Here is an 11,779-nt window from a genome sequence, read left to right on the forward strand (position 1 = left end):
GCGCGCAGCGTGGCGGGCACGTCCTGAACATCGGCTCGGTCGGCGGCTTCGCCACCGCGCCCGGCGTCGGCATGTACGGCGCCACCAAGTTCGCCTTGGAGGGCATCTCCGAGGCGCTGCACGGCGAGCTGGCGCCGCTCGGCGTGCGGGTGACGATCGTCGAGCCGGGCGGGTTCCGCACGGACTTCCTCAACGGGTCCAGCCTGCGGGTCGAGCCCGCGTCCATCGCGGACTACGAGGCCGGCGCGGGCCCGGTCCGGCAGAGCCTGGCGAGCAACGACGGTAGGCAGGCCGGCGACCCGGCGAAGGCGGCGGCAGCCATCCTCGACGTCACCGAGCTGGCCGAACCGCCGCTGCGCCTGCAACTCGGCGCGGACTCCGTCGCCCGGATCGAGGCCAAGCTCGACCTGGTCCGGCGCGAGCTGGAGCAGTGGCGGCACGTCGCGCTCGGCACCGATCTCTGACGGCAGCCTTGCCGGACGCGTACCTGGAGGCGGCGGCGGCGCCGGCGATCGGCTACTCGCCGGTCTGCCCGTCGATGCACTCCCGGAGCAGGTCGAGGTGCCCGCAGTGCCGTGCGGTCTCCTGGATCACGTGCGTGAGCGCGTACCGCAGCGTGAAGGTGTTGCCGTCGGCTCGGGCGCGGTCGTCGAGCGCCGCGCCCGCGACGGCCGCGCGCGACCGCTCGCACTCGGCCGTGTACGCCTCGACGATCCCGGCCAGCGAGTCCTGCGGGGCGAGCACGAACCCACCCGGCTCCTGCTCCGTCCACGGCCAGGGCAGGTCGTGGCCCGCGAAGTCGATGCTGAACCAGAACCGTTCCACCCCGGTCAGGTGCTTGACCAGCCCCGCGGGAGTGAGCCCGGACGCCGTCACCGGCCGGCTGAACGCCTGCTCGTCGGTGAGGCCGGCGACCTTGTGCACGACCGTCGCGCGGAGGAAGTCGAGCAGGCCCGTCAGGGTCTCCCGCTCGCCGGCGTCCTCCGGCGGGCGGGTGCGGGCGACCGGCGTGATGGATGTATTGATCACCGGGCGATGGTAATGCCGGGCGCCGACACTCGTGGCGTCCTGTGCCGACGGCGGGATCACATGGCCCCGATCGTCACGATCAACTAGGCTGCCACGGGTGCCATCCACTTTGTTCGGACGTTTCCTCGCGGGTGTGAACCGTCGAGGACCCTCCCGTATGCGCCGTACCGCCCTGTCCGTGCTGCTGACCGTCATCGTCGCGGGTGCCGCCGGTTGCGGCGGCGAGGCCGAGCCGAAGGCCGGACCCTCCACCGCCCCGGCGAGCAGCGCCGCGGCGGATGCCGTGGCGAGCATCCCGTTCGCCTGCGAGGCCGCCGACGGCCTGTACGCCACCCTGAACAAGCAGGCGCAGGAGCACATCCAGCGCGGCTTCGCGGCGGAGAAGCGAGGCGACACGGCGACGGTGGCCAAGGAGCTGGCGGCGCTGGAGCCGATGTTCCTCGGTGTGTCCGCGAAGTTCGCCGAAGCCTCCGGCCGGGTGGCCGACGCCGAGATGAAGGTGGCGCTGACCGGCCTGGCCGACGCGGCGGCGACGGCAGCCACGTTCACCGCGTTCAGCGAGTTCGGCGCGATGCAGCAGCTGACCGTCTCCGGCGAGCTGATCCTGATCCGCAAGTGCCGCGACGCCGGGTACAAGCTGGTCAACCTGGTCTGACCGCGACGCCGGCGGATGCGCCCGGTGAAGCCGCAGTGGGCGCCCCGCCAAGGGCGTGGTTGAGACGTCCCCGAAGATGATCGACAAAAAGGCGCGAACGTCGGGTTATCCCAGTTGGCGACGGATGTCGAGCAGGTGGTGGCGCAGCTCGTGCAAGGTGTGTACGGCGATCCAGCGCAGCGAGCGTTCCTGGTGCTCCGGGTACGTGTACACCAAGGTGCGCGCCCAGTCGCCGGCTGACAGCCGGTCCAGGACATTCGCGAACAGCAGCGCCGCGTCCTGAAGCTGGCGGGCGACGTCGGCGGGCCGCTGCTCGGCATATCCGTCGTGCTCCACCCGCTCGTCGCGGCCGATGGGCTCCGCAACCGGCGTGTCGAGACGTCGCGCGGCCAGCACCCGCTCGCGCTGCGCGAGCAGCACATCGCGCATGTGACAGGCGTACTCGAGCGGTGACCACACCTGCGGGGCCGAGCGCCGCCCAAGCGCCGAAGGCTCGGCACGCAGCAGGTCCGCGTATTCGCCCGCGTGTCCTATGGCGAGCTGCGAGACCTCGGGAGCAAGGGCGAGGTCGTACGCGAAACCGCATTCCGCACAGTCCGTCACGCCGTCACGCTAACACCGATCTTGGCCGTAACCCCTCCCGCACCCGTCGGCTACGAACCGTTTCCGCCCGACCTCGAAGTCAACGCCGTCCAGCACGACCCTGTCCTTGTCCGCCTCTCGCGGTCCGGAGACCCCGATCGCTGTGGATGTCATGCGGTCGACCGTCGGAATCCGCCCTGTCACCGCTCTGACACGGTGCCACGCCCGGTCCTGCGCTAGTCTGCCCGGCATGTCGGACGACGTGGTCGCGTACTACCGTCAATTCCTCGATGAATGCTCGTGGTATGCGGAAGGGCTGAGCTGGACCGTGATCCAGCCGGCGGGTGCGCCGGTCACCGAGGACGTCGTCCTGCGGCGGCTTCGCGGCCGGCGAGTCGACCTGGCCGAGATCCAGTTCCCGCACGTCAACGACTTCCGGCCCGGGATGCCCGACGAGTCGAAGGTGGCGCATCTGATCCAGGTCGGCCCGGCCGTGGTGATGCTGCAGCCCAACGGCTTCGAGGGCGCCCGCCGGGAGGTGCTGCGCTGGCTCAGCGACGGCGCGCGCGTGCACAACGTCGACTGGACCATCAACGGCAACGGCGGCATCAGCTACGCCGTCTACGGCAAGGTCCTGGCGTGGGTGGACAAGAACGATCCCGGCCGGCGCCACGGTGAGCAGCCGGACGTTCTCGACGACGACCTGGACGGGCTGCGCGAGGCCCGCCGCATCTGGGACGCCGGCGACCTGGCGGGCGCCGACTTCAACGCCGAGGCCATGGCGCTCGTCGAGCGGCGCACCGGAGTGCGGCTCGACGTCGGCTGGGTGGACGGCTTGGAGGAGGCCGACCAGGCCGTGATGATCGGCGACATCCCCAACGACCCGACGCCGCCGGGCCGGTTCGGGTACACCGACGCCGACCTGGACGCCCGGCTGCGCGGCGCGCCGGAGCAGGCGCGCCGCGCCGCCCTCACGCTGGTCGCGCGGGCACTCGCCGACCGGTTCACCTTCAGCGACCCCGAGGCAGTGGCATCGACGGTGGACGCGGTCGAGCGGGCGGTGCCGCTCGATCCGGAGATGCGTACCCGGATGTTCCGGTCGCGGGCCACGGGCACCGGTGAGGCTTCCTCTGCCGTCCACGGGCTCTACGTCGCGACCGCCCCGTCGGGCAGGCACGATGAACCGCTGGACCTGTTCAACGCGGCCACGTACGCCGTTCCCGACGAATGGCCCCGCCTGCGCCAGGCGATCGACAGGCTGCTGCGGAGCTGATCCTTCGCCGTGTGGCAGATCCAGCCGGGGGTCACCTGCCGACGCGCGGAAGGTCGGTGTGTGCTGGTCCCGGCTGAGCGGCGGTGACCGACTCCGTGGTACGCAGGCGGTTCAGGACGGCGTCGATCATGACCCAACCGTCGAACTCGCCGCGGCCAGGAGCACTGGCTCGCCAGCCGCGGCTGAGCGCCTCGTCGAGCAGCGCGCGCACCACGCCCGGCCGGTTCAGGTTGAGGTAGTCGTCACCGCGCATCACCGCGCCGGTGTGCAGCATGCCGTCAGGCACCAGACGTCCCGGGCCGCTCGCGAAGACGACATCCAGGCGGCCTGGCGCGCCGTCACCTCGTATCGAGGACGCGGCCGAGGTCCGCCGGCGCCTGCCGCGGCTTGCCGCGCTCTTCGCGGACTAGTCTCCGTTCCTGGCGGTGCCTGTCGCGAAAGCAGGTTCGTGCCGTCAGCCGTGCGTGCGACTGTCACGCCATCGGCACGCCGACCGCAAGCTCGTACTGCAGCACGTGCGCGAGGTCGACCACCCGTCCGTCGGGCAGGGTCCGGCCCGAGGTCCACACGATCGTGCGCAGCCGCCGGTTCTGCACGGCACGGATCGCATCGCCGGCGCGCAGGTCGACGCCGTTCTCGTCGCACCAGGTGGCGGTGGCCTGCCAGAAGCGCTCCACCTGCGCCCAGGCGTCGACCGTCCGCGGGCCGCGCAGCGGCAGCAGCTCCTCGGTGGTGACCAGCTCCGGCACGCCGTGCGACGCCGCGTTCTGCAGCACCTCAAGGAACTTCAGCGCGACGTGCGGGCCGTCGCCCTCCTCCGCCAGCAGGTCCTCGACGACGCTCAGGCAGGCCGCGACCCGGTCGTTGTCCCTGTGTGCCGCCTCCATGGCGAGGTCCGGCAAGCGGATCTCGCCGCCCGCCGTGGGCAGCCCCGCCGCGGCCATGAGCCGCATGACCGGCGGCAACGGCCGGCGCTTGAACAGTTTCACGTCTTCCCCCGTCGTTCGCCGCATGATCATGCCAGCCGCGACCGCCCACGTCGACCCGCGTGCGCGAGCGGTTCGCTCGGCGGGGACGCGCCGCGCGGCAGCAGCGTCTCCGGCGCCTCGGGCGCACTGACGCCACCAGTGGAAATCTGTGGCGAGGGGGTCGGTGTCCGGCTACCGTCCGGACGTGACCGTACAGCTGCTGGCAGTGACCTACGACGCCCATGACCCCGCGCGGTTGGCTCGATTCTGGGGCGGCATGCTCCGCCGGGATGCGATCGAGGACGGGGACGGTCTGCTCCTGCCCGGCACGCCGACGCAGGTCGGCCTCCGATTCGTGCCGGGCGAGCCGGCCAAGGAGCACCTCAACCGGCTGCATCTGCACCTGACCAGCGCCAGCCTGGAGCACCAGCGGGACACGGTGGCGGCCGCGGTGGCGATCGGGGCCGAGCACGTCGACGTCGGCCAGCTGCCCGAGGACGGCCACATCGTCCTGGCCGACCCGGCCGGAAACCTCTTCTGCGTGATCGAGCCCGGCAACAACTACCTGGCGGGCTGCGGCTTCTTCGCCGAGCTCGCGTGCGACGGCACGCGCGACGTCGGCCTGTTCTGGAGCGAGGCGCTCGGCTGGCCACTGGTGTGGAACCAGAACGAGGAGACGGCGATCCAGTCGCCGCTCGGCGGCACGAAGGTCGCCTGGGGCGGACCGCCCGTCGCCCCGAAGACCGTCCGCAACACGCAGCGTTTCCTGCTCGCCGCGCCCGACACCGAGCTGCGTACGGAGATCGACCGGCTGGTGTCGCTCGGCGCGTCCCTGATGTCGGCCGACGAGGACGGATCTTTCGAGCTGGCCGACCCGGACGGCAACGAGTTCGGCGTACGCCGGGCCTGATCTACGGCTCGCGCCCGCAGCCGGTGTCGCTTTGTCGCTGTGGTGACCCGGCCATGACGACTCGACGAAGTCGGCGGCGTCTTTGTCAGAACAGGCCGAAGACCACGACGAACGGCACCAGGGAGGCGGCCGCGCACGCGACCCAGTACTGGGCTGCCGGCACCGCCGTCCTGCGGCGCATCCACAGGTTGGCCAGCCCCCAGACCAGGCCGAACAGGCAGAAAACCGGAGCGGCGATCACCAGCCAGAGGAACATGCCGTCGTCCTCGTTCGGGTCGCGCACCGTCCACCCCAGGTCCGCCAGGGGACCGTTCACCAGGATGTACCAGGCGAGGAACAGCGGCACGATCGCCGGGATCCCCAACAGCACGTTCACGCAAACAGGTAGGGGCAGGCTCCGCATGTGTCCATTGTGATCGACGCGGGATCGAGCCGGGTGACGCCCGCGAGCGCTCCAACGCCTTGACGCTCGGTCGCACCGGTTACCCGCGCCTACTGCAGGCCGGTGCGGACGGCGGTGATGCGCTGGGTGTTGAAGCCGAGCCAGTGCATCCGGCCGACGTATCGGGGTGGTCTGGGTCGCCGACCTCAGCCGCGCTCGCCGGCTGGCCGAGCGCGCCGGCAGGCAGGCTGCGGCCACCGAGTTTCTGGAGAGCACCGTCCTCGGTTTCGTCGACACCGCGCTGGCCGCGCAGAACGCCGTGACGGCGGCGCAGTCGCTCGGCCTCGGCTCGGTGTTCGTCGGTGCCATCCGCAACAACCCGGAACAGGTCGCCGCCGAGCTGCGGCTGCCCGCGCACGCGGTGGCGGCGTTCGGGCCGGCCGTCGGGGAACCGGACCCGGCCGAGCACGCCGGGGTCGGACCGCGGCTCCCGCAGGCGGCGCGTCAGTGGGCGCACGTCACCAGGCTGCACCAGCGGCGCATGCTGGTCTCGTCGAGGAACAGCCACCGGCAGTCGGAGTCCGCGCACGAGCGCACCGTCAGCCGGCGCGGATCGGCGAGCAGCTCGGCGGCGCTCCATGCGGCGGCGTGCAGCGGCAGCGCCAGCCCCGCGTCCAGGCCCGGCCGCCAGCGCCCGCCGCCGCTGCCGTCCCGGGTGTACTCCAGCACCTTGGCGGCGGCCTCGGCGGCGCGGGCGACCGCGTCGAACGCCGCGTGGTCGCCGGGGCCGCTGAGACACGCGTACACCTGCGACCGCAGCGTCCGTGCCCGCTCCAGCGTCTGCCCGGCCGCGGCGGGATCGCGGCGGGCCATCGTGAGCAGCCTGCCGACGGTCGGGTCGTCGGCGAGCCCGGCGTACCCGGACCACACGGCGAACGTGCCGTAGCCGCGCAGCCACTCGGCGCCGGGCGCCGGGATCCGGTGCCCCCAGCCCGCGTAGGTGTTGCAGAAGTCGAGCGCCGGATGGCCGCCGACGGCCCAGGGCAGGACCTCCTCGCGCACCCGCACCTCGTACACCGCGCGGCGGGGCTGGTCGAGCCGGGGATCGTTGCACAGGATGCGCCGGTGCAGCTCCTGCAGATCGGGGCCGGGATCGACACCCAGCTCGGTGGCCAGGGCCTCGCGGGTGGCCGCGTAGAGCTGCAGCGCGTCGGCCTGGCGGGCGGCACGGTAGTGGGCGGTCATCAGGGTGCCGATGAGCCGCTCGCGCAGCGGGTGCTCCGCCGCGGGCCCGGCCAGGTCGTTGATCACCCGGGCGTGCCTGCCGAGCGCGAGCTGGGCCTCGGCCCGCTGCTCGAGGGCGACCAGGCGTGCCTCGTCGAGCTGCCCGCCGAGCCTGCGCCGCAGCGGTTCGTCGGCCACATCGGACAGCAGCGGTCCGCGCCACCGCGACAACGCGCCGTCCAGCAGGCCTGATCGCCCTGCGGGATCGTTGAGCTCCAGCGCCCTGCGCACGTCGCGGTGGAAGTCGGCGGCGTCGACGCGGTGGTGGTCCGCCTCGACGAGGTATCCGTCGGTCCCGGTGGTGATGCGTACGCCGTAGGGGGACAGCGCGGCGCGCAGGCGGCCGACGTAGGTGTAGACGGCTCCACGGGCCGAGGCGGGTGCGCCGCCGTCCCACAGCAGGCTGATGAGGCGATCGATGGTCACCAGGCGCCCGAGGTCGAGCAGCAGTATCGCCAGCAGGCAGCGTTCCTGCCGGCGGCTGGAGATCTCCACCGGGCGGCCGTCATGGCGGGCCTCGAACGGGCCGAGCAGTCGGAACTCCATGGCAGAGGAACGCCGGACGGCGGCCAACTGGTTGACCTTGGGCGTGTCGAGGTGGTGGTGAGCCGGTTGGGGAAATCGTCCGGACCTCGGCAGCCGCAGGGGTGATTTGTCGTGATCATCCTTTGTCGATGGTCAGGTCGCGGTGAGGGCGCCGGGCCAGGCTGTGCGGCAGACAGCAACGGAAACCCGAGAATGGGAGCGTTCATGCGCAGAACAGTCGTCATGGCTCTGATGGCGGTGTGCTCGCTGCTGGCGGTGCCGGCGCCCGCTCAGGCGGCAGACCCGTCCGGCGGCCCGGCCGCACACGGCGGCTGGGTGCCGGCGCCGCAGCCCGGCTACGAGCAGCCGGCCGGAGCCCGCTGCGACTTCGCCGTCCGCAGCGAACCGATCCTGGACGAGGTCCGCAAGCTCGTCCTGGACACCTACCCCGACGGCTCGCCGAAACGCGAGCTGTACGCCGGCGACCTGCTCGTCAGGTACGTCAACCTGGCGACCGGGGCGTCGGTGGAGGTCGACCTGAGCGGCACGGCGATGATCGACTACGGCACCGACGGGTCGATGACGTGGTACGCGGTCGGCCCGGCGAGTTTCGGGTTCCGGGAGAACGGCGGCAACCTGCCGCGCGGCATCTGGGTGATCGACGGCGTCTACACCATCGCCTTCACGCCGACGTTCTACAAGACCGTGACGATGGTCCACGGCACGACGCACAACATCTGCACCGACCTGGACTGAGCGTCTCATCGATCGAGAACGGTGTCCGGGCCACCGGAAGTGGTAGGGTGCGCCCGGACGCCGGTCGTGTCGCCGGCGCGGCTGCCCTGGCCCTCGGCGGCATACGCTCAGGTGAGGGTGAAGCGATGCGTTCGACAGGTGTGGCAGGTGGCCCACGGCCCACCGCTGACGAGGCCGGCGGGGACGCGGGTGGCAGGCAGCGATGACCAACATCTCCGCGCAACGGGTCGCCCGGGTGTTCGTCGAGATCGCCGACACGCTCGTCGACGAGTTCGATCTGATCGAGTTCCTGCAGTTGCTCGCCGGCCGCACCGCCGACCTGCTCGACGCCTCGCCGGTCGGGCTGCTGCTCGCGGACCGGCACGGCCGGCTGCAGGTCATGGCCGCTTCGGACGAGAACGTGAAGCTGCTGGAGCTGTTCCAGGTCCAGAACCAGGAAGGCCCGTGCCTGGAGGCGTTCCGGACCGGCACGCCGGTGGTCAACGCCGATCTGGAGCAGGCCGGCGACCGCTGGCCGCTGTTCGCGCCACGGGCGGTGCAGGCCGGCTTCCGTTCCGTGCACGCGTTCCCGCTGCGGCTGCGGGCCGAGCGTATCGGCGCGATGAACGTGTTCAGCGGTCACGTCGGGGGACGGCTGGCCGACACCGATGTAGAGATCGTGCAGGCGCTGGCCGACGTCGCCGCCATCGGGCTGCTCCAGGAACGGGCCATCAGCCGGGGCGAACGGCTCACCGAGCAGTTGCAGGGCGCGCTGAACAGCCGCATCGTCATCGAGCAGGCCAAGGGTGCGGTCGCGCAGTCGCGCGGCGTCAGCGTGGACGAGGCGTTCGTGCTGATCCGCGCGTACTGCCGGAGCAACAACCTGCGGCTGGGCGAGGTCGCGCACGCCATCACCACCGACCTGGCGGGCATCGCCGACCTCGCGGGCCGGTGATCGCCGGACCCGACGGCGGCATCGCCCGCTGACGGCGAACAGCGCGCACACGGTGGCCGACGTCCGCCGGCGCGCGACGGCTGGCGGTGAGGGTCATGCCATCCGCCGCAGCCGCGACAGTGCCTGCGCAAGCAGCCGTGACACGTGCATCTGCGAGATGCCCAGCTGCCTGCCGATCTGCGCCTGGGTCAGCTCCTCGTCGAAGCGCAGGGTGATGATGCGCCGGTCACGCTCCGACAGCAGGGCGAGCCGCCCCTGCAGCAGCATCCGGTTCTCCACGGTGCCCATGGCGGGATCCGCCGCGCCCAGCGACTCGGACAGCTCGCCGTCGTCGTCGGTCCGGGGCATGTCCAGCGACAGCAGCCGGTAGGCGTGTCTGGCCTGGCGGGCCACGCCCAGCTCCTGCTGGCTCACGTCGAGCCGGGCGGCCAGCTGCGCCGAGCTCGGTGAGCCCTGCAGATCGCGGGTCAGCTCGTCGGTGACCGCCGCGAGCTGGAGGTAGAGCTCCTGCACCCGGCGCGGGACCCGGACGTCCCAGGTGGAGTCGCGAAAGTGCCGCTTGATCTCACCCACGATGGTGGGCGTCGCGTAGCAGCTGAACGGAACGCCGCGGGCGATGTCGTACCCGTCGACCGCCTTGATCAGCCCGATGACCGCCGCCTGGGCGATGTCGTCGAAGGGTTCGCCGCGGCGGGTGAACCGGCGCGCCAGGTAGCCGGTCATGGGCAGGTACCACTCGATCGCCTGCGTCCTGGCGGCAGCCCGTGCCGGGTCGCCGGCGGGCAGGGAGTGCAGCCGGACCAGCAGCGGGTCGTTGTCGCCCGGCCGGTCGGGGGTGACAGCGGCGGGCCTGGCGCGTCGCGGTCGAGGCTGCCAGCGGTCGGGCTGCTCGGGCGGGCGGAACGGTGCGGTGGTGGCACGCACGGATGTGGTCATGTCGACCCTCCAACGGCTGGCGAATCCGGATGAACGGAACGGCCACCGAGGACCAGGGCGACACGGTGACTGTAGCGCTACGGAGACCGCACCGCATCCATCGAAGTTCGGCCGTGCGGCAGCAGCGCAGGAGAGTCTGCGGCAGGCGCCGCTCGCGTCGTTAGAGCTGCTCCAGCCGGACCGAGGGCCGGGCGGTGACCGTCACCTGTCCGTCGCAGTTCCAGCACGCCGCCTCGGCGTCGTCCAGGCTGCGCCCCTGCACGTCACAGGAGGGGCATTCCCAGGCGGTCGCGATGACGTATCGCCCGGTGTCGGGGTCCTGGCCAGGGCTCATCTGCGTCTCCTGGATGTGCGGCGCGACTGACTGAGCGACAACGGTGCCGGAACGCACGGCATCGGTCACCGGAAAGTGACGTAGATCATAGCATTTCATTCATTGTCAGGCATAAGGGGTGCCCGGTTTCTCGGACTGCCCCGACATGTACTGCCGGCGACCTTTGCTCGCTACCGGCGAGCCTCCACCGGCCCGATCGCCGGGCCGCTCATGTTCGCCACCGGGTACCGGACTCCCCGCCACGCCGGGTTGCCCAGCGGCCCGGCCCAAGCAGGGTCGGTGGGCGGGTTGCGCAGGGCCGACTCCACGGGAGGCAGCGGTTCGCCGGCACACTCCTCCAGCAGGCGCAGGCAGTCCTGCTCGTCGTAGCCCGTCACGCCCGCGCCTCGTTCGAGGATCCGGTACAGGCGGGTGCCGCCGTCGACCCACACCTCGCCGCGGGCGGGCGGCGGGGGACGGTGGCCGTCCAGGTCGAAGACGAACCAGTAGCGCACCAGGTCGGGGTTGTCGATCTCCACCACGGCATTATCGGCGCGGCCGGTGGCGTACGCAGCCCGCTCGCCGCCGGCTGCGGTCTGGACGAGTCGCCCTCGGGAGCCGGCCGAACCATGGTCGTCGACGAGCAGATGCCGCACCGCGCCGCTTGACCTGTCGGCATCGCGTGAAGGCGGCTGCCGCCCCACGGCGGCAGCCGCCTGTCGGTGCGCCGTTCACGAGGTCACGGCGCACTGTCCCCGGTCGGCCTTCTTCGGCCCGTCGGCGTTGGGCCGCACGTCGAAGTCGAAGATGGCGGTGGGCACGTACAGCGAGCAGCAGGCGTTGGGTATGTCCACCACACCGCTGATGCGCCCCTCGATGGGAGCGGAGCCGAGCAGCAGGTACGCCTGCTCGCCCGTGAAGCCCCACTTCTTGAGGTACTCGACGGCGTTCAGGCATGCCCTGCGGTAGGCCGTGGTCGCGTCGAGGTAGTAGTTGGTGTCGGTGTCATGGTCGACGGAGACACCGATGAAGGTCAGGAACTCCGAGTAGCGCGGCTCGACGTTGCCGGGCATGAAGATCGGGTTCGTGGTGACGCCGTACTTCTCCATGCCGCCCTTGATGAGGTCGACCCTCATGTCGATGTAGCCGCCCATCTCGATGGCACCGCAGAAGGTGATCTCCCCGTCGCCCTGGCTGAAGTGCAGGTCGCCGCCGGACAGCTTGGCGTCCTT

General features: G+C 71.5%; 16 protein-coding genes and 1 pseudogene. 7 read left to right on the forward strand and 10 right to left on the reverse strand.

Annotated elements, in window-relative coordinates; translation table 11 throughout:
- The coding region (locus AB0J67_RS35315) for an SDR family NAD(P)-dependent oxidoreductase (RefSeq protein WP_363489139.1) at window positions 1-464 on the forward strand (464 nt) is incomplete at its 5' end.
- Window positions 465-516: 52 nt separating this feature from the next.
- Here AB0J67_RS35315 and AB0J67_RS35320 read toward each other — a convergent pair.
- Window positions 517-1,029 (reverse strand): DinB family protein, encoded by a 513-nt coding sequence (locus tag AB0J67_RS35320; RefSeq protein ID WP_363489141.1) that lies wholly within the window; start codon window positions 1,027-1,029, stop codon window positions 517-519.
- 157 nt (window positions 1,030-1,186) lie between these two features.
- Here AB0J67_RS35320 and AB0J67_RS35325 point away from each other — a divergent pair, with 157 nt between their 5' ends.
- Window positions 1,187-1,684, forward strand: coding sequence for a hypothetical protein (locus AB0J67_RS35325; protein WP_363489143.1), 498 nt, complete (start codon window positions 1,187-1,189; stop codon window positions 1,682-1,684).
- A 105-nt stretch (window positions 1,685-1,789) separates the two neighbouring features.
- On the opposite strand, the gene AB0J67_RS35330 is transcribed toward AB0J67_RS35325, so the two are convergent.
- Window positions 1,790-2,287 (reverse strand): DinB family protein, encoded by a 498-nt coding sequence (locus AB0J67_RS35330; RefSeq protein ID WP_363489145.1) that lies wholly within the window; start codon window positions 2,285-2,287, stop codon window positions 1,790-1,792.
- 229 nt (window positions 2,288-2,516) lie between these two features.
- On the opposite strand from AB0J67_RS35330, the gene AB0J67_RS35335 reads away from it, so the two are divergent.
- A complete protein-coding gene (locus AB0J67_RS35335; RefSeq protein WP_363489147.1) occupies window positions 2,517-3,539 on the forward strand; it encodes a DUF6461 domain-containing protein in 1,023 nt (340 codons plus the stop codon).
- A 31-nt stretch (window positions 3,540-3,570) separates the two neighbouring features.
- On the opposite strand, the gene AB0J67_RS35340 is transcribed toward AB0J67_RS35335, so the two are convergent.
- Together AB0J67_RS35340 and AB0J67_RS35345 are read right to left on the reverse strand one after the other, a co-directional pair.
- The gene (locus AB0J67_RS35340; RefSeq protein WP_363489149.1) at window positions 3,571-3,825 is read right to left on the reverse strand and encodes a hypothetical protein; all 255 of its coding nucleotides are present in this window, start codon (window positions 3,823-3,825) and stop codon (window positions 3,571-3,573) included.
- A gap of 187 nt (window positions 3,826-4,012) precedes the next feature.
- Window positions 4,013-4,528 carry a hypothetical protein gene (locus tag AB0J67_RS35345; RefSeq protein WP_363489151.1) on the reverse strand — a complete coding sequence of 172 codons (516 nt, stop codon included), beginning with the start codon at window positions 4,526-4,528 and terminating at the stop codon, window positions 4,013-4,015.
- Between the two features lie 184 nt (window positions 4,529-4,712).
- Here AB0J67_RS35345 and AB0J67_RS35350 point away from each other — a divergent pair, with 184 nt between their 5' ends.
- Entirely contained in the window at window positions 4,713-5,417 is a 705-nt protein-coding gene (locus tag AB0J67_RS35350; RefSeq protein ID WP_363489153.1) for a VOC family protein, read from the forward strand.
- 85 nt (window positions 5,418-5,502) lie between these two features.
- Here AB0J67_RS35350 and AB0J67_RS35355 read toward each other — a convergent pair whose 3' ends face one another.
- Window positions 5,503-5,793, reverse strand: coding sequence for a hypothetical protein (locus AB0J67_RS35355; protein ID WP_363489155.1), 291 nt, complete (start codon window positions 5,791-5,793; stop codon window positions 5,503-5,505).
- A gap of 325 nt (window positions 5,794-6,118) precedes the next feature.
- On the opposite strand from AB0J67_RS35355, the pseudogene AB0J67_RS35360 reads away from it, so the two are divergent.
- A pseudogene (locus AB0J67_RS35360) lies at window positions 6,119-6,169 on the forward strand (hypothetical protein); the annotation flags it as partial.
- 134 nt (window positions 6,170-6,303) lie between these two features.
- Here AB0J67_RS35360 and AB0J67_RS35365 read toward each other — a convergent pair.
- Window positions 6,304-7,629 carry a BTAD domain-containing putative transcriptional regulator gene (locus tag AB0J67_RS35365; RefSeq protein WP_363489157.1) on the reverse strand — a complete coding sequence of 442 codons (1,326 nt, stop codon included), beginning with the start codon at window positions 7,627-7,629 and terminating at the stop codon, window positions 6,304-6,306.
- Window positions 7,630-7,833: 204 nt separating this feature from the next.
- On the opposite strand from AB0J67_RS35365, the gene AB0J67_RS35370 reads away from it, so the two are divergent.
- Entirely contained in the window at window positions 7,834-8,364 is a 531-nt protein-coding gene (locus AB0J67_RS35370; protein WP_363489159.1) for a hypothetical protein, read from the forward strand.
- Window positions 8,365-8,566: 202 nt separating this feature from the next.
- Window positions 8,567-9,298 carry a GAF and ANTAR domain-containing protein gene (locus tag AB0J67_RS35375; protein WP_363489161.1) on the forward strand — a complete coding sequence of 244 codons (732 nt, stop codon included), beginning with the start codon at window positions 8,567-8,569 and terminating at the stop codon, window positions 9,296-9,298.
- A 93-nt stretch (window positions 9,299-9,391) separates the two neighbouring features.
- Here AB0J67_RS35375 and AB0J67_RS35380 read toward each other — a convergent pair whose 3' ends face one another.
- From AB0J67_RS35380 to AB0J67_RS35395, 4 genes are all read right to left on the reverse strand, one after another.
- Complete coding sequence (locus AB0J67_RS35380) at window positions 9,392-10,234, reverse strand: SigB/SigF/SigG family RNA polymerase sigma factor (protein WP_363489163.1); 843 nt, start codon at window positions 10,232-10,234, stop codon at window positions 9,392-9,394.
- A gap of 160 nt (window positions 10,235-10,394) precedes the next feature.
- Window positions 10,395-10,568, reverse strand: coding sequence for a hypothetical protein (locus AB0J67_RS35385; RefSeq protein WP_363489165.1), 174 nt, complete (start codon window positions 10,566-10,568; stop codon window positions 10,395-10,397).
- Between the two features lie 170 nt (window positions 10,569-10,738).
- Window positions 10,739-11,086: a hypothetical protein gene (locus AB0J67_RS35390; protein ID WP_363489167.1), complete on the reverse strand. Its 348-nt coding sequence runs from the start codon at window positions 11,084-11,086 to the stop codon at window positions 10,739-10,741.
- 192 nt (window positions 11,087-11,278) lie between these two features.
- On the reverse strand, window positions 11,279-11,779 hold a 501-nt coding region (locus AB0J67_RS35395; RefSeq protein WP_363489169.1), incomplete at its 5' end, for an acetamidase/formamidase family protein.

It is taken from the genome of Catellatospora sp. NPDC049609 (genome assembly GCF_040675365.1).
GTDB lineage: Bacteria > Actinomycetota > Actinomycetes > Mycobacteriales > Micromonosporaceae > Catellatospora.